Genomic DNA, 16434 nt, shown 5'->3' on the forward strand with positions numbered 1-16434 from the left:
ATGACGGGTTTGGCCTCTCGGCCGAATCGCGTACAGTGAGCCGATCAACATATCGGGAGACGACGTGGCAACACCCAATTACGGATACGAAAAGCGCCAGAAGGAACTGGCAAAGAAGAAGAAGAAGGAAGAAAAGCTGCGGGCCAAGGCCGAGCGCAAGTCCGGCACCGGGCCGGCCGACGGGCAAGCGCCCGAGCCGGGCGAAGGCGATGGCAGCCTCAGCGGCGACGACGCGGCACCCGCACCCTCTGTGTCAGCCTAACGCTAGGATTTTCGTTCCCCGCTGCCGATAGGATCGCAGTCTTTGTGATTACAAAGACTGCCCGATGCTCCGGTATTCGCTTCATCCGTTCTCCCGCGCATTTCATCTTGGGTCCAGGCACGCGACGGGGCCGACCTGATGGGCGGCCTGGAGCTGCCGCTGCTGCTGCTGGCCTGGTCCGGGCTGTGTGCCTTGATCGCCCACCGCATCGGTGACCTCTTCATCGACAACCCGCTGCGCACCGAGCTGAAGGCGATCATCTTCCTGGCGCTGCTGCCGGTGCTGCTGCTGGACGAGCTGCTCGCCAAGCCGCAGTTCGAGAAGCTCTGCGCCGAAAAGGCCGTGATGACGGTGCATGTGCCTGCCGTACATGGCCGCAGCTACTACCTCACCGAACTCCCGATCGAGCAGCTGCCCGGCCTCTTCGTCCCGGTGCACATGCAAAGGCGCCTCTACGTGGACGCACGCACCCACCAGCCCCTCGTGAGCTTCACCATCCTGCGTGCCGGGGGCGGCAAACTGGTCCGCGTCCTGCAGCGCGAAAGCGCCACGCCCATGACCTTCGAGGGGCAGTGTCGCCCGCGCAACTGGCAGCAAGCCTACGCGGCGCTCGGCCTGCAAGCTGCGCCGCCACCTGCGGGTGCGGCAGAAGCGCAGCCATTGCGCTGAGGCGCGCCACGACGGCGGCCACCAAGTTGTCGTGCGCCTCCGCCGCGCGAGGCGTTGGAGAGCTGCCGCCGCTCAGATGCCTGCCGGCGCGGCCGATGGCGCCAGCAGCGCGACCGCCACCTCGTCCATCGACTCAGGGGAACGATCGCGGGCCGGAAGGGTTCGCGCCTGCGGCCACTGGCTGAAATTGCGCGCGATGGACGCCGCATACATCGGGTCGTAGTGCTGCGCCAGCAGTTCATCGACGACTTCGCGCACCCGCCCCGCGCGCACGCGTTCCTGCCAGCCGCCTACCACCGCCTTGCCGCGCAGCTCTGTCAGCGCAGCAAGTCGGCTGCAGAAGAACTCCGGGTCGCGAACGAACCAGTCGTAGTCTTCCATCAGCAGCGCCACGCGCTCTTCGCGCGGCAGGTCGAGATGCAGGCAGGGGCTGGCCCGCATGGCGACGATCAGCGCCTCGGGCACGGCAACGTTGCCGACCTTCTTGCTCTCGCTCTCGACGAACACCGGCCGCGACGGATCGAAGCGGCGCAGCCGGTCCCACACGCGGGTGTCGAACTCCTTCTGGCTCGGCTGGCGTTCGCCCGGCACCAGCCCGAGCACCGAACTGCGGTGCTGCGCCAGGGCCTCGAGGTCGAGCACCTGCGCGCCTCGGGCGGACAACGCCTGCAGCAGCCGCGTCTTGCCGGAGCCGGTGGGACCGCACACCACGCGCAGGGAGACCCGAGCAGCCAGCAGCGGCAGCTGCGCGAGCACCTGCGCCCGAAAGGCCTTGTAGCCGCCCTCGACCAGGTGGACGCGGAACCCGATCTGGTCGAGCACGAGCGCCAGCGAGCCGCTGCGCTTGCCGCCGCGCCAGCAGTACAGCAGGGGCTGCCAGCCCTTGGGCTTGTCCAGGACCTCGCGTTCGATGTGCCGCGCGATGTTGGCCGCTACCAGCGCCGCGCCCAGCTTCTTCGCTTCGAAGGGGCTGACCTGCTTGTAGAGGGTTCCGACCTGGTGGCGCTGCGCGTCGCTGAGCGACGGCCAGTTCAGGGCGCCGGGCAGGCGGTCTTCCTCGAACTCGGACTCGCTGCGCGCGTCGATGATCGTGTCGAAAGCGTCCAGGCGCGCTATCGCCTGCGCGGCATCGATCAATTGAACGGTCACTTGGGCAGCAGCTTCTTCAGTTCGGGCCAGACGTTGGCCAGCATGATCGGCTGCGCCTCGGCCGTGGGATGGATGCGATCCGGCTGGAACAGCCGCGCCGCGTCGGGCACGTCGGCCACGTCCTTGAGGAAAAAAGGCACCAGGGCAGCGTCGTAACGGCGGGCGACCTGCTCGTAGAGTGCAGCGAAGCGCTCGCCGTAGTCGCGCCCGTAGTTCGGCGGCAGCTGCATGCCGAGCAGCAGGACACGTGCGCCGGACTTCTGCGCCGCCTCGGTCATCGCTGCGATGTTCGCCTCGGTCATCTGCAGCGGCAGCCCCCGCAGCGCGTCGTTGCCACCGAGCTCGATGACGACGTGCGTCGGCCGGTGCTGGGCCAGCAGCGCGGGCAGTCGCGCACGGCCGCCGGACGTGGTGTCGCCGCTGATGCTGGCATTGACCACCCGGGCGGGGACGCCTTCGCGCGCAAGCCGCTGCTCGAGCAGCGGCACCCAGCCGCTGCCGCGTTTGAGGCCATACTCCGCACTCAGCGAATCACCGAGCACCAGGATGACGGGCTCCGCCGCCGCGGCCGGCAGCGTCACCGCAGCCAGAGCCAGCGCCGCCGCCGCTTCCAGGATTTGCCTTCGACCGAACAACACGCACTCCATGTCAGAACCCATCATCGCCGTCGAGGGGCTTTCCAAATCGGTGACCGACTCGACCGGCACGCTCGACATTCTCCGTGATATCGATTTCACCCTGGCTCCGAAGGAAACCGTCGCCATCGTCGGCGCGTCCGGCTCGGGCAAGAGCACGCTGCTGTCCATCGTTGCCGGGCTGGACACCCCCACCAGGGGCACCGTTCGCCTGGCGGGGCAGGATCTCTTTGCCATCGACGAGGACGATCGTGCGGCGCTGCGCGCACAGAAGGTGGGCTTCGTGTTCCAGAGCTTCCAGCTCATGGCCAACCTCACGGCGCTCGAGAACGTGATGCTGCCGCTGGAGCTTGCGGGGCGGAGGGACGCGCGGCGCGCGGCCGGCGAGATGCTGGCCCGGGTTGGGCTGTCGCAACGGCTGGGCCACTATCCGCGCGTGCTGTCCGGGGGCGAGCAGCAGCGGGTCGCTCTGGCACGGGCCTTCGTGGTCCAGCCGGCGGTGCTCCTGGCCGACGAGCCGACGGGGAGCCTGGATTTCGCCACCGGCGAGACGGTGATGCAGCTCATGTTCGACCTCAACCGCGAACTGGGGACGACCCTGGTGCTGGTCACGCACGACCGCGCCATCGCGCAGCGCTGCGATCGGCGCATCACCATCGAGGCCGGGCGCATGGTGCGGCCGTAGCAGGCGGCGTGCCGGGTTGAGCCGGGCTGTGCATGCCCGCTGCGGTTTGATCATGTGCCGCCCGACCCTAGAGCCTCAGCTCACGCTTGGCGCTGGCGCGAAAGGCATCGCGCAGCGCCTGATCATCTATGTGCGCCGCCAGCGCGGACACCAGTTCGGCTGTGTCTCCGTGCTGGTCGAGCTCACGCGCCAGCAGCATCCGTGCAAGCGGGCCGATGTGCTGCGTGAGCAGGCGTTCGAGCTCGACCAACTGGCGCCGCGCGAGGGGCCGCTGCGCATGTGGGGCCTTGTGCAGCGCAGGCGCTTCGGACTGCGTCGATTCCTTCTCGAGGCGCAGCGACACCGGGACGGCGGCTGCGAGCGCGCGGCGCAGGTTCTCCAGCGAGCCTGCGCCGCGCCGCACCTTTTCGACCAGCACGCGCGAGAGCGGCCCGGTGTAGCGGTCCATGTCACGTGCGATCGCGGGCGGCATGGGGCCCGGGAGGAGGGGGGCGTCGGCGACCCGCTGGCGGGCGGATGCGCGCCAGGGCGCGGGCGCGGGAACCGCGGCGGCATGCGCCTGCGGCACGATCGCGTGCACTTCATGGACGCGCCCGTGCTTGTCGCGGAAAGGGCCGACGAACTGGAACAGGGGCACGGCGGCATCGCAGACGCAGCAGATGACCTCGTGATAGGCGGTCGAGACCAGCACCTGGTTCGGGTTGGCAAAGTCCATGATGCGCTGGGCGGCGTTGATGCCGTCGCCCACGACGTTCAGCCGCCCGTTCAGGTCGTGAACGACCCGCACCAGTCCCAGGTGCAGCCCGACGCGCGCTTCCAGGCGTGGCTGCGTGAACTGCGGCAGCATGCGCGCGAGCATCAACGCCGCGTGCAGCATTTCCTCGGGGTCGCCTACGAAGCAGATGACGGCGCCGTCGCCGGTGTCGATCCCCAGCCGGTCCGCTTCGTCCATGCCGCGCAAGGCGAGCGCGAGCAGGCGGTTCAGCGCCTCCTTTGCGGCAACCTGCTCATCGACAGGTCGCGTGGAATAGCCCACCAGGTCGATGAACAGCATGGTGCACAGCAGGTTGCGCTTGCCGGCGTACGCCGCGAACGCGCTGGAGGCGGCCGGATCTGGCGGCGGCGATGCTGGCCGCACCGCGCCTGCGTCGCGCGCAGGTGGCGGGCGCACCGCAGCCGCGCGCAGCGGCGGAGTGCCGAACAGGGCGGCGCGCAGCTGCGGCACCGACCGCGGCCGCATGTCTTCGTGGGGGGCCATGGCCCAGTCGATGGCGTGCAGAACCGCCGGGTCGAACGCGCTGGCGGCGGGCAGCGTCCGCGCAGGCGCCATGGTGTCCTGGCGCACGCGCGCGGCGGCATCGATCGGGCGCTCGCCGCTCACCAGCCAGTACATCACCGCACCGAGCGCATAGATGTCGGTCCATGGACCTTGCTGGCCGCCCGAGTGGTACTGCTCGAAGGGTGCGAACCCCGGGCTCACCAGATTGGTCATCGGACCGCCCGTGAAGTGGCGCCGCGCCGCGCCGAAGTCGATCAGCACGGGCGATCCTTCGCTGCGTACGAAGATGTTGTCCGGCTTGATGTCGCGGTGCAGGAAGCCGGCACGGTGCACCGCCTCCAGGCCGTCCAGCAGCGGTTCGACCAGCGCCAGCAAAGCGACCTGGGAGGGTGCGCCGCTGGCGCGCACCCACTCGCGCAGCGACTGGCCCGATTCGTACTCCATCACGATGCAGGAGGTGCCGTTCGCCTCGAAAAAGCGCAGCACCCGCACGATGTGCGGGTGGCGGAACATCGCGAGCGCCCGCGCCTCCTCGACGAAGCGCTGCAGCCCGGCGCGAAAGCGCGCCGCCGCGTCCGAGTCGTGCCGGCGTGCCTGGACGGTGCCGTCGGGGCGGCGCGCCACCAGTTCGGCGGGAAAAAACTCCTTCAGGGCTACCGGCAGGTCCAGGTGCGCATCGCGGGCCAGGTAGGTGATGCCGAAGCCGCCGACGCCGAGCACGCGCTCGAGCCGGTATTCCTGCACCAGTGTTCCCAGGGGGAGGGCGGCGGTGTCGGACGGCAGGGGCAACCTGGGCTGCGGTGGCGGCGCGCCGAAGGTCACAGGCGCGACTCCATCGCGATCATCTGCATCGCCTTCTCCAGGCTGCGCCGCATTCGGTTGAAGGAGCCGCCCAGGATGCCGATCTCGTCGGCGCGGCGCTCGTCGAATTCCTTTTCGGAGAAGTCACCCGTGCTGATGCGATCGGCCGAACGGGCCAGCAGGCGCACCGGACGCAGGATCAACCAGCCGAGCATCAGGTTCAGGACGACGAAAAACGCTGCGAACACGGCGCTCAGCGAGACCATGAACGTGGTGAAGGTCGCGCGCGCCTGCCGCAGCGGAACGTCCATGGGGACGCTCACGATCTGGGCACCGACGATCTCGCCCTGGCGCCACCCGAAGCCGTTGGCTTCGCCGTAGATGCGCAGCATGGCCGGCGGAGCGGCCGAGGGCGCACCGTGGCACTGCATGCAGGCGGGGTGGTTCACCTGGATCGGGCGCGCGATGTACAGGGCGCGGCCTTGCAGCGCGTCGCGTTCGGCCACGATCTCGGGCTGCTGCGGCAGCTGCCGGAAGCGGTTCACCACGTCCGCCTCCCAGTCGGCCGTGCGGTTGCGGGGGTTGGTCGGGTTGAGGGTGGCTTCCTTGTAGCTGTACTCGGGGTACTCGCGGCGCAGCGAATTGATGGTTTCGGTGGCGGCGAAGGCGGGCACCGACTGCGGCAGGAAGACGTCGGCGCGGGCCGCGAAATGCGGGGCGATGTGGTCGATGGTGTAGGTGCGCACCGCGCTGGCGGCCTCCATCATGAGGCGTGCATCGCGCAGCACCTCGCGGCGCGCGCTTTCCTCGAGCAGCGGGCGGGTCACTGCGCCGGCGGCCGCCAGGCTGGCCAGGAACACGAGGGATAGAGCAAGGTTGAACCTTAGGCGTAATCCCATCGTATTCATCTCCCATTGACCCGCGCATTCTAGCCATGCACGAGCTGGCGCAGGCACGCCGGATAATCCCGCCATGTCTGCACCCCGTGTCCTGTTCGGCTTCCATGCGGTCGGGGTTCGCCTCAAGACCGCACCCCAGTCCGTAATCGAAGTGCTCTTCGACCCTACCCGGCGCGACGCACGCATGCGCCAGTTCCTGGAGAAGGCGCGATCAGCCGGCGTGCGCCTGATCGAAGCCGACAACCTGCGCCTGGCCAAACTGTCCGGCAGCCACGGACACCAGGGCGTTGCGGCGCGGGTGGCGGAAATCGAGGTGGCGCATTCCCTGGACGATCTGCTCGACTCGATTGCCGAGCCGCCCCTGCTGCTGGTGCTGGACGGCGTCACCGACCCGCACAACCTCGGCGCCTGCCTGCGGGTGGCCGACGGTGCCGGCGCGCATGCGGTGATCGCGCCCAAGGACCACGCGGTCGGCGTGAATGCCACCGTGGCGAAGGTCGCCAGCGGAGCGGCCGAGACAGTGCCCTATTTCATGGTGACCAACCTGGCGCGCACGCTCGGGGAGCTGCAGGAGCGCAATATCTGGTGCATCGGCACGGCCGGTGACGCGCCCGCCACTCTCTACCAGGCCGACCTGCGCCGGCCGGTGGCGCTGGTGCTCGGGGCCGAGGGAACGGGCATGCGCCAGCTTACGCGCAAGACCTGCGACGAACTCGTGTCGATTCCGATGCAGGGGGCGGTGGAGAGTCTCAACGTCTCCGTCGCGAGCGGCGTGTGCCTGTACGAGGCACGGCGCCAGCGCCTGTAAGCACCTCCGGCGCCGCTCAAACCCAGCCGTGCCAGCCCAGCAGGCCACCGGCACCGAGCAGCCACAGCAGGTGGATGCGGGTGCGCCAGACCACCGCGGTGACCACGGCGCTCAACAGCCAAAGCCGCCAGCGCGCGGGGTCGTAGCTGCCGCCCGTGGCCAGCAGCCAGCCGGTAGCGATCAGCAGGGCCAGCACGATCGGCGTCATGCCCTGCTTGAAAGCGCGCACTGCGCGCAATTCCCGGTTGCGGTGGCCCCAGCTCGCCGCCGCGTAGGCCAGGGTGGTGCTGGGCAGCAGGATGCCCAGCATCGCCAGGCCAAGCCCGACGGCCGCCCCCGGCAATCCGGCGGAATTGAGCCCGACGTTCCATCCGAGCAGCGCCACGAACAGCACGTTCGGCCCCGGTGCGGCCTGCGCGATAGCTATCGAGGCGGTGAACTGCGCGTCGGAAAGCCATTGGTGGCGATCCACCAGGAAGCGGTGCATCTCGGGAGCCGTCGTGATCGCGCCGCCGATCGACAGCAGCGAGAGCACCAGAAAATGCCCGAAGAACGCCAGCCAGTCGGCGCCGGTGAGCACGGTGTTCATGGCGCCAGCCGCCGCCAGGTGAGCGCGAAGGCGCAGGGGCCCAGCACCAGCAGCGTCAGCGCGAGCGGCACCCGCAGCAGAGCCACCGCCACGAAGGTCGCGGCCGCCAGGGCGATGCACATGGGCAGGCCCATCGGGTTGCGGCCGAGCGTGCTCAGCAGCTTGAGCCCCGTGGCCGCCACCAGCCCGGCCGCCACCGCGCCCATGCCGCGCAGTGCGCCGAGCACCTGCGGATGCCCGGCGAACTGCGCGTAGGCCAGCGCCAGCACCAGCACGACCACCATCGGCAGGGTCAGCATGCCGGCCAGCGCCACCAGGGCGCCGCGCAGTCCGAAGTAGCGCTGGCCGATCATGAGCGACAGATTGACCACGTTGGGCCCCGGCATGATCTGCGCCACGGCCCAGTCCTCGACGAACTCGTCGCGGCTCAGCCAGCGCTTGCGCTCGACCAGCTCGCGCTGGACCACCGCGAGCACGCCGCCAAAGCCCTGCAGGGCAAGCCATGAGAACGAAAGGAACAGATCCCCGAGCGACTGTGGCCGGGGCGATGCGCCATCGCCTGCATCAGCGGTGGCTGTTGGGGGTGCTTGCGTCACGCCCCGGATTATCGAGGCCGGCCCTGCGCGCTGCGCCGCCGCAGGCGGCGAAAAAATCCCCCGGGGTTTTGCAGCGCCGGGGGACAAGTGCCGGGGGAAGAAACTTGAAAGAAAACCCGGCCTGCGTTGGAGCAGCAACGCCCTCCAGGGTTCCCTCGGGAAAAGTTCACGCGAGCGCGTCCTAGCACGGTAACGGTGCTTGCATGTGGTGGAGTTCAGCCAGCGTCTATGTAGGATGGCTCCGACAACCTTTCTGCCACGTTCTGCCCCTGAAGGACACTATGTCGGACTTATCGGCGAGCACCTCCAACCGCCCCGAATTCACCAAGGAAGAGCCGCCTGAGGGCAGCCTCTTGCTGGCGATCAAGAAGGCAGCGTCCCGGCTGTCGGACTGGTTCGTGATCCAGACCACGGCCGTGAAGCTGCTGATCATTGCGTTTGCGATGCTGATCCCTATTACCGGTATCTACTCTGTCGTCCTGCTGCAAAAGCAGGCCGCCGTCGCCGAGCAGGTGCGCCTGATGGGGGGTGGCAAGCCGGGCGAGGGCGCCTGGAGCCTCAACGAGCAGCTCCCGGTCGTGTTCGGCGCCGGATCGGTGCTGTCATTCCTCGAGAACAACCCGATCGAGCGCATCACGGTGATCTACAAGCCGCTGATGTGGAACGTGTCGGACCGTTTCGTACTGGTCGAGTCGGGCGGGCGCCAGCACGCGTTCTACCCCTCGGACATGGAAACCAAGATTTTTGCCGACAAGGCGGTGCATGCCGGCTGGGGTGGCAAGCTCAGCTTCGTGCCGCGTGCCGAGCTCAGCCCGAGCAGCATCGCCATGATCGAGCGCCTCGACCAACGCTTCGAGGGGTCGCGCCCCCAGTCCGAAAAGGACGCCTGGAAGGCTGGCGTGAGTGGCGTTCTCTCCGCCTCCCTGACCCTCGGCCTGCTGGGCTTCCTGTTTTTCCAGCTGCGCGGCCAGCACAAGTCGCTCAAGTTCATCGAGCCGGCCAACGTGCAGGGCTCCATCGGCGACCTGGTCGGCATGGACGACATCAAGAGCGAAGTCGCCCAGATCAAGGACCAGTACCAGCGCCGCGCCGAGTACGCCGAGTACGGGATCAACAAGCCGTTCAACGTGATGTTCAGCGGCCCGGCGGGCACCGGCAAGACCAAGCTCGCGAGCTACCTGGCCAAGGAGCTGAACCTGCCGATCCTGTTCCACTCGGCGGTGAATCTCGAGACCGGCTACGTGGGCGGCGGTGCCAGCACGCTCAACCGCATCCTGTCGATGGCCAAGCGGCGCAAGCGCTGCATCGTCTTCCTGGACGAGGCGCAAGACCTGTTCATGAAGCGCGGCGGACACCGCAAGTTCGACGACGACACGCAGAACATGCTGCTGGCCGTGCTGGATGGCGTGCGCACCAAGAGCGATGCCGAGATCATCTGGATCGTGGCGAGCAACTTCAACAGCGAAAGCATGCAGATGGACGAAGCCATGCTGCGCCGCTTCCAGATGAAGGTCGATTTCCGTCTGCCCAACAAGGAAGAGCGCGCCGCGATCATCGGCCACTACCTCAGCCAGCGCGCCGAGAAGGTGCTGCCCGACCTCGATCTGCGCCACATCGTCGAGATCACCGAAGGCCGCAGCCCGGCCGACCTCGAGACCATCGTCAACCAGGCCGGCATCTCCGCGGTGCAGGCCGGCGAGATGATCGGCACCGAGACGCTGATGCAGGCCGCCGAGCGCGTGATGGTGGGCAACGTCAACACCAACACCACGAAGGAGCGCGAGCGCGACCGCCGCATCATCGCCATCCACGAGTGGGGCCACTTCCTCGTTGATTTCGAGCAGGAGCGCAAGCGCTGCGGCGGCGACTGGGACCGCATCCTGGGCGACATGAAGACGCTCAAGATCTCGCTCAAGGCCAATCCGCGCAACAACGCGCTGGGCTTCGTGTTCCACAAGCAAGGCGCCAACCTGCTCAAGACCAAGGGCGATATCGAGCACGACGTGCGCGTGCTGCTGGGCGGCATGGCCAACGAAGAGCTCTTCTTCGGTGAGGAAGGCACGACCAACGGTGCGCACAACGACATCACCCGCGTCACGCGCCTGCTGCACCACGCCGTCGGCGAGATGGGCATGTACCGCAAGACGCGCCTGAATTTCGGTGCCCTGGCGACCGAAGGCGGTGGTGGACGCAACGTCGATGAGGAAACCCGCTCCATCATGGAAGCGCAGAGTGAGCGGCTCTACGGCGAGACCAAGCAGTTGCTGGCGCGCCTGAAGCCGCTGACCGAGCACCTTGCCGGCAAGCTGATGGAAGCAGGCGAGATGAGCCTGCAAGAGGCACTCGCCGAGATTCGCAATTTCGAAGCGGCCTGCCTGAGCTTCAACAATCGCGTGGGGCTGGTGCAGCAGCCGGTCTGACTGCCGCCGTCAAATCAGCGACAAGCCGCCTTCGGGCGGCTTTTTCGTGTGCTAATGACTGCCCTGAGCGGCAGCTGCACACTTTCATACCGCGGGTAAACCGCGCCATTTTCCTGAATTTGAACGTCGCACACTGCACCATCCTTGTTCGAGGATTCGCTCATGCATCGACGTGGCTTTCTCCAGGCCTGCACCGCACAGGCCACACTCGTTCATCTGGCGGCCGGAACGCCGGCATTTGCGGCGCACGAGAAACCCCGCCCTTTCGAGCGGGCGGTGTTGACCGACGCGACGGGTCGGCAGCTGCGTGCATCGGACCTGCAGCCGCGCGTGAACTACGTGTTTCACTACCCGTTCGAGGCGACGCCGGTCTTCCTGCTCAACCTCGGCAAGGAGGTGTCACCGCAGGCGGTCACCGGTCGCGAGAAGGCGGACCAGTACGCATGGCCGGGCGGGGTGGGGCGCCGACGCAGCATCGTGGCGTATTCGGCCATCTGCACGCACAAGCTGGTCTATCCCACGCGCGACGTGAGCTTCATCAGCTTTCGCAAGTCGCGCGCCCGCCGCGGCGTACAGGACGACCTGATCCATTGCTGCGCCGAGCACAGCCAGTACGACCCCGCCCAGGGCGCCTCGGTGGTCGCCGGTCCGGCGCCCGAGCCACTGGCGGCCGTGCTGCTGGAGCACGATGCGCGAGACGATTCGCTCACCGCGTACGCCACGCTCGGGCCGGACCGATTCGACCTGTTCTTCGAGCGCTACGCCGCGAAGCTGCAGCTGGAGGTTGGGCCGACGGCGCGTGAGCTGGTGCGCAGCCAGGCCCGCGTGCTGCCACTGGACAAGTTCTGCCGCAACAGCGTGCAGTGCTGATGCGGGCGCCTCACCCGGCTCAGAGGCGCGCGAGCCGTTCCAGCGCGGTGCGCAGGGTCTCGTCCTTCTTGGCGAAGCAGAAGCGCACCACCCGCTGGTCGAACCCGTCGCCATAGAAGGCCGACAGCGGGATGGCCGCGACGCCCAGGGTGCGGGTGAGCCAGAGGCAGAACTCCGCCTCGGGAAGGTCGCTCACCTGCGAGATATCGACGCACTGGAAGTAGCTGCCTTCGCTGGGGAGCAGGCGCAGCCGGGTGGCGGCCAACCCGGCACGGAACAGGTCGCGCTTGCGCTGGTAGAACGCGGGCAGCTCGCGGTACGGCGCGGGGTCGGACATGTAGTGCGCGAGCCCGTGCTGCATCGGGGTGTTCACCGTGAAGACGTTGAACTGGTGGACCTTGCGGAACTCCGCGGTAAGCGGGGCCGGCGCCGCGACGAAGCCGACCTTCCATCCGGTCACGTGGTAGGTCTTGCCGAAGCTGGAGACGATGAAGCTGCGTGCGGCGAGCCCGGGAAAACGCGCCGCGCTCTGGTGCTCGCGGCCGTCGAACACCATGTGCTCGTAAACCTCGTCGCTGATGACCAGCACGTCGGTAGGCGCGAGCAGCTCCTGCAGCGCGAGCATGTCCTCGCGGCTCCAGACGGTGGCGCTCGGGTTGTGCGGCGTGTTGATGATGATGGCGCGCGTGAGCGGCGACAAGGCGGCTGCGATGCGGTCGAAGTCGGGGCGGAACGTGCCCGGGGTGAGGGGCACCCGCACCACGGTGCCGCCGGCCAGTTCGATGTTGGGCACGTAGCTGTCGTAACACGGCTCGAGCACGATCACCTCGTCGCCGGGGCGCACCACGGCCAGCACCGCGGTGATGATGGCCTGGGTGGCGCCGGCCGTGATCGTGACCTCGGTGAGCGGGTCCCAGCGGCGGCCGTGGAGCGCCTCCATCTTGGACGAGACTGCCTCTCGCAGCGGCGCGATGCCGGCCATCGGCGGGTATTGGTTGTGCCCGTCGCGCATGGCGGTGGACACCGCATCGACCAGCCGCGGGTCGCAGTCGAAATCCGGGAAGCCCTGCCCGAGGTTCACGGCGCCGTGCTCCGTGGCCAGGGCCGACATGACGGTGAAGATGGTGGTGCCCACGGCGGGCAGCTTGCTGGCCAGCAGCGGGGTGTGCGCGGTCTGCATATCAGAGCTCATAGTCGTTGACGTGGCCGGTCATGGCCTTGGCGATGAGATTGCGGTCGAGCCGGTTGGAGAGCAACTCGGCGAACTTGTAGACGAAATTGCGCAGGTAGGCACTGCGCTTGAACGCTACCCGCGCGACATTCTGGCCGAACAGATGGCCCAGGGGCCGCACCGCCAGCCGCGATTGCTGCGGATCGTCTTCGCGCATGGCCATCTCGGCCACGATGCCCACGCCCAGCCCGAGCCGCACGTAGGTCTTGATCACGTCGGCATCGATCGCCTCCAGGGCGATGCGCGGCTGCAGCTTGCGCTGCGCGAAGGCGGCGTCGATGCGGGTGCGGCCGGTGAAGGACGGGTGGTAGGTGATCAGCGGCTCGGCGGCAAGGTCTTCCAGGCTGACCCGCTCCTTGTCGGCAAGGGGATGGTCGGTGGGCAGCACCAGCACGTGCTGCCATTCGTAGCAGGGCAGGGTGACGAGGTCGGGATAGTCGGCGAGCGATTCGGTGGCGATACCCACCTCCGCGACCTCGTCCAGCACCATTCGGGCGACCTGGTCCGGGGAGCCCTGGTGCAGGCTGATGTTGACCTTGGGGTAGGCCTCGCGCAGCCTGGCGACCGGCACTGGAAGGACGTAGCGCGCCTGGGTGTGCGTGGTGGCGATGGACAGGGTGCCGCTGTCCTGTGCGCTGAACTGTTCGCCTATGCGCCTGAGGTTGCCTACCTCGCGCATGATCAGCTCGATGCTGCGCAGCACGTGCTGGCCCGGCTCGGTGACCCGCTTGAGGCGCTTGCCGTGGCGCGCGAAGATCTCGATGCCCAGTTCCTCCTCCAGCTCGATGATGGCCTTGGACACGCCCGGCTGCGAGGTGTGCAGGGCCTTCGCCGCTTCGGTGAGATTCAGGTTGCGGCGCACCGCCTCCTGCACGAAACGGAACTGGTGGAGGTTCATACTGGATTTCTACTAAAGAAGAAATTCATTATGCCTCCGCGCAGATCACGGCCCCGCAGCGCGCAGGGCCAGATCGGCAAGGTGGTCGAGCAGGCGCGGGTCTTCGCCCACGGGCGGCCGAAGATCCCAGAGCATGTCCGGATGGCGCTGCCGCAGCGCATCCACCAGCGTGGGCAGATCCTCGCGCACATGCCTGCCCGCCCCCAGGAACATGGGCAGTATCGCCACTGCCGAAACACCCGCAAGCGCGAGCTCGTCGGCAACCCGCTCGAGGGTGGGTTCGGTGAGTTCCAGAAAGGCGCAGCGCACCGACAGGCCCGGCTGGAGACGGCTCAGGCGTTCTGCCACGGCATCCATCGGCCGGCGCCACAGGGGATCACGCGAGCCATGCCCGAACAGGATGACCGCGCGCGTCATCGCCGCAGCACCAGCCAGCCGAATGCGCTGAGCGAGAGCACCGAATAGATCAGCCCGGGCAGCGCCGCCGTGAGCCAGGGCGACCAGTTGCGCAGGTTGCCGATGTAGCCGAACACGTTGTTCAGCAAGAAGAAGCTGATGCCGATCAGCACGCCGCCGAACACGAAGCCGGTGATGCTGCCGGAGCGGAAGTGGAGGTACGCGAAAGGCAGGGCCATCACTACCATGACCAGGCAGCTGAGGGGATAGAACACCTTGCGCCAGAACTGGATCGCGTAGCGCTGCGAGGTCTGCTCGTTGGCTTCGAGGTGGCGGATGTACTGGAACAGGTCCAGCGTGCGCATGCGTTCCGGTCTGAGCAAGGCCACCGACACCATTTCGGGGCTGAGGTCGGTCGGCCATTCCAGGCTGGCGAGCTCGCGGGTGCGCACCTGCGGCACGCCCTGCGCGTCGGTGGTGAACAGTCGCTGCTGCACCTCCAGCAAGGTCCAGCCTTCGGCGGCGAAGCGCGCCCGCGCGGCCTGCGTCGCCGACAGGAGGGCCCCCTGGCGGTCGGCTTCGAAAATGCGCACGCCCTCGAGCGTGCCGTCGGGGCTCAGGGCGGCCACGTTGACGGTGAACGAGCTGTCGGGACGGCGGTCCTTGAGCCACGCGCCGGTCTGGCCGACGCTGATATTGCCCTGGTAGCGGGCCTTCAGGAGCTGGGCGGTGCGGTCGGCTGCGGGAGCCAGGTAGTCGCCCACCGCAAAGGTGAAGAGCGTGAACACCGCCCCGAGCACCAGCAGCGAGCGCAGCGCCCGCCAGGGCCCGAGCCCGGAGGTGCGCAAGATGGTGTATTCGGAACTCTGCGCCAGCCGCGCCATCACGAAGATCGTGCCGATCAGCACCGCGATGGGCACGAGCTCGTAGAGATGGCTGGGCAGCAGCAGCACCACATAGCTCAGCGCCTGTGTGAGCCCGTAGGCGCTGCCGCGGCGGCCGACGTTGGAGAGCTCATCGACGAAGTCGAAGAAGAAGAACAGGGCGAGGAAGCCCACCGTCACGAAGCCGACGGCGCCGAGCACCTCGCGGTACAGCAGGCGGCGGATGGTCCTCATGTCGCGGACTTTCGGCGACGGAAGATGCGGGGAACGAGCGACCAGCCGTTGTGCTGCTTGGCAAGCCAGAACGACGCCAGCGCGAAGACGCCCCCATGCAGAGCCAGCAGGAACGCTCCCATGCCGACACGCTCCGAGCCGATCCAGCTCTGCCCGAGGTTGAGGAGGTTGTAGTAGACGATGAAGGCGCACAGCGCGAACAGCAGATGGCCGCTGCGCCCGGCACGCGGGTTCACGCTGGAGACCGTGGCCGCGATGATGACGAAGTTGAAGGCGGCGATGCTCAGCCCGAGCCGCCAGGCCAGCTCGCCCCGGTCGCGCGGGCCGGGATCATCGAGCAGGTCCCAGGTGCGGCGCGCCTTGGGCGGCATCTCGTCCCGAGCGGTGTCGCGGGCCTCGCCGACCCGCGTGCCGAGTTCGGCAAAGACGCTGAGCTTGAGTTCGCTGCCGTCCAGCGCGCGTTCCATGCGCTGGCCGTCGCCGAGCAGCAGGAACTGGCCGTCACCCTGGGTCACCACCTGCCCCGTGCGCGCCGAAGTGACGGTCTCGCGCTCGCGCTCCTGGGTGGCGATGAAGATGTTGCGGCCGCTGCGGTTGTCGGGGCTGTCCTTGTCGAGGAAGAAGACCCGTGTGCCGCCCGCGGACTCCTGGAACTGCCCGGGCGCGACCCGCTCGAGATCGCCGCGGCTGCCGTAGCGGCGCCGCAGCTCCAGCGTCTGTTCGTTCGCCCATGGCCAGCCCACCAGCGCAAGTGCCACGACCACCAGCAGCACCGGCCACGCGAATGAGAAGAGAGGCCGCAGCAGCGAGGACAGGCCGCGACCGGCGCTGAACCAGATCACCATCTCGCTGTCCCGGTACATGCGCGAGAGCACGCCAACCATCGCCACGAACAGCGACAGCGTGAGAAGCGGCGCGAGGTAGCCGAGCACCGTGTAGCCCATGACCATCAGCACTTCCTGCGGGTTCACGCTGCCCCGGCTCGCCTGGCTCAGGGTGCGGATCAGGGTCATCGTCATGACGATGGTGATGAGCACCACCAAGGTCGCGCCGAAGCTTCTTGCGAGCTCCTTGCGGACGGAGGAATGGAATAACATCGGCGCGCAACGGCTGTGGCGAAAGAACGGGA

At 67.9% G+C, this 16434-nt stretch carries 17 protein-coding genes; 6 read left to right on the forward strand and 11 right to left on the reverse strand.

What is annotated here, in order from left to right:
- Positions 1-64: 64 nt before the first annotated feature.
- Both WG922_RS18750 and WG922_RS18755 read left to right on the forward strand, forming a co-directional pair.
- Positions 65-262, forward strand: a complete 198-nt coding sequence (locus WG922_RS18750) for a hypothetical protein (RefSeq protein ID WP_340284372.1) — start codon at positions 65-67, stop codon at positions 260-262.
- A gap of 138 nt (positions 263-400) precedes the next feature.
- On the forward strand, positions 401-931 hold the full coding sequence (locus WG922_RS18755; protein WP_340284373.1) for a hypothetical protein: 531 nt from the start codon (positions 401-403) through the stop codon (positions 929-931).
- A 72-nt stretch (positions 932-1003) separates the two neighbouring features.
- Here the strand turns inward: WG922_RS18755 and mnmH are convergent, their stop codons facing one another.
- Together mnmH and WG922_RS18765 are read right to left on the reverse strand one after the other, a co-directional pair.
- Positions 1004-2080: a tRNA 2-selenouridine(34) synthase MnmH gene (gene mnmH, locus WG922_RS18760; protein ID WP_340284375.1), complete on the reverse strand. Its 1077-nt coding sequence runs from the start codon at positions 2078-2080 to the stop codon at positions 1004-1006.
- Positions 2077-2727 (reverse strand): arylesterase, encoded by a 651-nt coding sequence (locus WG922_RS18765; protein WP_340284417.1) that lies wholly within the window; start codon positions 2725-2727, stop codon positions 2077-2079. Before WG922_RS18765 ends, mnmH begins: the two co-directional genes overlap by 4 nt.
- Between WG922_RS18765 and WG922_RS18770 the strand changes: the two genes are divergently transcribed.
- Positions 2726-3400, forward strand: coding sequence for an ABC transporter ATP-binding protein (locus tag WG922_RS18770; RefSeq protein ID WP_340284377.1), 675 nt, complete (start codon positions 2726-2728; stop codon positions 3398-3400). The two genes, WG922_RS18765 and WG922_RS18770, sit on opposite strands and share 2 nt — an antisense overlap.
- Before the next feature lie 67 nt (positions 3401-3467).
- On the opposite strand, the gene WG922_RS18775 is transcribed toward WG922_RS18770, so the two are convergent.
- Together WG922_RS18775 and WG922_RS18780 are read right to left on the reverse strand one after the other, a co-directional pair.
- Entirely contained in the window at positions 3468-5501 is a 2034-nt protein-coding gene (locus WG922_RS18775) for a protein kinase domain-containing protein (protein ID WP_340284379.1), read from the reverse strand.
- Positions 5498-6340, reverse strand: coding sequence for a c-type heme family protein (locus WG922_RS18780; protein WP_340284380.1), 843 nt, complete (start codon positions 6338-6340; stop codon positions 5498-5500). Before WG922_RS18780 ends, WG922_RS18775 begins: the two co-directional genes overlap by 4 nt.
- A 112-nt stretch (positions 6341-6452) precedes the next feature.
- On the opposite strand from WG922_RS18780, the gene rlmB reads away from it, so the two are divergent.
- Entirely contained in the window at positions 6453-7187 is a 735-nt protein-coding gene (gene rlmB / locus WG922_RS18785; RefSeq protein WP_340284381.1) for a 23S rRNA (guanosine(2251)-2'-O)-methyltransferase RlmB, read from the forward strand.
- A 16-nt stretch (positions 7188-7203) separates the two neighbouring features.
- Here the strand turns inward: rlmB and WG922_RS18790 are convergent, their stop codons facing one another.
- Both WG922_RS18790 and WG922_RS18795 read right to left on the reverse strand, forming a co-directional pair.
- Positions 7204-7776 (reverse strand): chromate transporter, encoded by a 573-nt coding sequence (locus WG922_RS18790; protein ID WP_340284383.1) that lies wholly within the window; start codon positions 7774-7776, stop codon positions 7204-7206.
- Positions 7773-8372 carry a chromate transporter gene (locus tag WG922_RS18795; protein ID WP_340284384.1) on the reverse strand — a complete coding sequence of 200 codons (600 nt, stop codon included), beginning with the start codon at positions 8370-8372 and terminating at the stop codon, positions 7773-7775. The genes WG922_RS18790 and WG922_RS18795 overlap by 4 nt, the downstream gene beginning before the upstream one ends.
- Before the next feature lie 281 nt (positions 8373-8653).
- Between WG922_RS18795 and WG922_RS18800 the strand changes: the two genes are divergently transcribed.
- Both WG922_RS18800 and WG922_RS18805 read left to right on the forward strand, forming a co-directional pair.
- On the forward strand, positions 8654-10792 hold the full coding sequence (locus WG922_RS18800) for an AAA family ATPase (protein WP_340284385.1): 2139 nt from the start codon (positions 8654-8656) through the stop codon (positions 10790-10792).
- A 162-nt stretch (positions 10793-10954) separates the two neighbouring features.
- Positions 10955-11662 carry a (2Fe-2S)-binding protein gene (locus tag WG922_RS18805; RefSeq protein WP_340284387.1) on the forward strand — a complete coding sequence of 236 codons (708 nt, stop codon included), beginning with the start codon at positions 10955-10957 and terminating at the stop codon, positions 11660-11662.
- A 19-nt stretch (positions 11663-11681) separates the two neighbouring features.
- Here the strand turns inward: WG922_RS18805 and WG922_RS18810 are convergent, their stop codons facing one another.
- From WG922_RS18810 to lptF, 5 genes are read right to left on the reverse strand one after another with little or no spacing between them, the layout of a single operon-like run.
- Positions 11682-12842: a pyridoxal phosphate-dependent aminotransferase gene (locus WG922_RS18810; protein WP_445322857.1), complete on the reverse strand. Its 1161-nt coding sequence runs from the start codon at positions 12840-12842 to the stop codon at positions 11682-11684.
- 1 nt (position 12843) lies between these two features.
- Complete coding sequence (locus WG922_RS18815) at positions 12844-13791, reverse strand: CysB family HTH-type transcriptional regulator (RefSeq protein ID WP_340284389.1); 948 nt, start codon at positions 13789-13791, stop codon at positions 12844-12846.
- A 45-nt stretch (positions 13792-13836) separates the two neighbouring features.
- The gene (locus WG922_RS18820) at positions 13837-14208 is read right to left on the reverse strand and encodes a sirohydrochlorin chelatase (RefSeq protein ID WP_340284390.1); all 372 of its coding nucleotides are present in this window, start codon (positions 14206-14208) and stop codon (positions 13837-13839) included.
- Positions 14205-15305 (reverse strand): LPS export ABC transporter permease LptG, encoded by a 1101-nt coding sequence (gene lptG / locus WG922_RS18825; protein WP_340284391.1) that lies wholly within the window; start codon positions 15303-15305, stop codon positions 14205-14207. The genes WG922_RS18820 and lptG overlap by 4 nt, the downstream gene beginning before the upstream one ends.
- Positions 15302-16402: an LPS export ABC transporter permease LptF gene (gene lptF, locus WG922_RS18830; protein ID WP_340284392.1), complete on the reverse strand. Its 1101-nt coding sequence runs from the start codon at positions 16400-16402 to the stop codon at positions 15302-15304. The genes lptG and lptF overlap by 4 nt, the downstream gene beginning before the upstream one ends.
- Positions 16403-16434: the final 32 nt, after the last annotated feature.

The organism is Ramlibacter sp. AN1015 (assembly GCF_037726105.1).
GTDB lineage: Bacteria > Pseudomonadota > Gammaproteobacteria > Burkholderiales > Burkholderiaceae_C > Ramlibacter.

What these genes read in the sequence shown, in the direction of transcription:
- WG922_RS18755 (WP_340284373.1), top strand. Translation starts at nt 401, where the DNA reads ATGGGCGGCCTGGAGCTGCCGCTGCTGCTGCTGGCCTGGTCCGGGCTG.
- WG922_RS18770 (WP_340284377.1), top strand. Translation starts at nt 2,726, where the DNA reads ATGTCAGAACCCATCATCGCCGTCGAGGGGCTTTCCAAATCGGTGACC.
- WG922_RS18765 (WP_340284417.1), bottom strand. Translation starts at nt 2,727, where the DNA reads ATGGAGTGCGTGTTGTTCGGTCGAAGGCAAATCCTGGAAGCGGCGGCG.
- rlmB (WP_340284381.1), top strand. Translation starts at nt 6,453, where the DNA reads ATGTCTGCACCCCGTGTCCTGTTCGGCTTCCATGCGGTCGGGGTTCGC.
- WG922_RS18790 (WP_340284383.1), bottom strand. Translation starts at nt 7,776, where the DNA reads ATGAACACCGTGCTCACCGGCGCCGACTGGCTGGCGTTCTTCGGGCAT.
- WG922_RS18800 (WP_340284385.1), top strand. Translation starts at nt 8,654, where the DNA reads ATGTCGGACTTATCGGCGAGCACCTCCAACCGCCCCGAATTCACCAAG.
- WG922_RS18805 (WP_340284387.1), top strand. Translation starts at nt 10,955, where the DNA reads ATGCATCGACGTGGCTTTCTCCAGGCCTGCACCGCACAGGCCACACTC.
- WG922_RS18810 (WP_445322857.1), bottom strand. Translation starts at nt 12,842, where the DNA reads ATGCAGACCGCGCACACCCCGCTGCTGGCCAGCAAGCTGCCCGCCGTG.
- WG922_RS18815 (WP_340284389.1), bottom strand. Translation starts at nt 13,791, where the DNA reads ATGAACCTCCACCAGTTCCGTTTCGTGCAGGAGGCGGTGCGCCGCAAC.
- WG922_RS18820 (WP_340284390.1), bottom strand. Translation starts at nt 14,208, where the DNA reads ATGACGCGCGCGGTCATCCTGTTCGGGCATGGCTCGCGTGATCCCCTG.
- lptG (WP_340284391.1), bottom strand. Translation starts at nt 15,305, where the DNA reads ATGAGGACCATCCGCCGCCTGCTGTACCGCGAGGTGCTCGGCGCCGTC.
- lptF (WP_340284392.1), bottom strand. Translation starts at nt 16,402, where the DNA reads ATGTTATTCCATTCCTCCGTCCGCAAGGAGCTCGCAAGAAGCTTCGGC.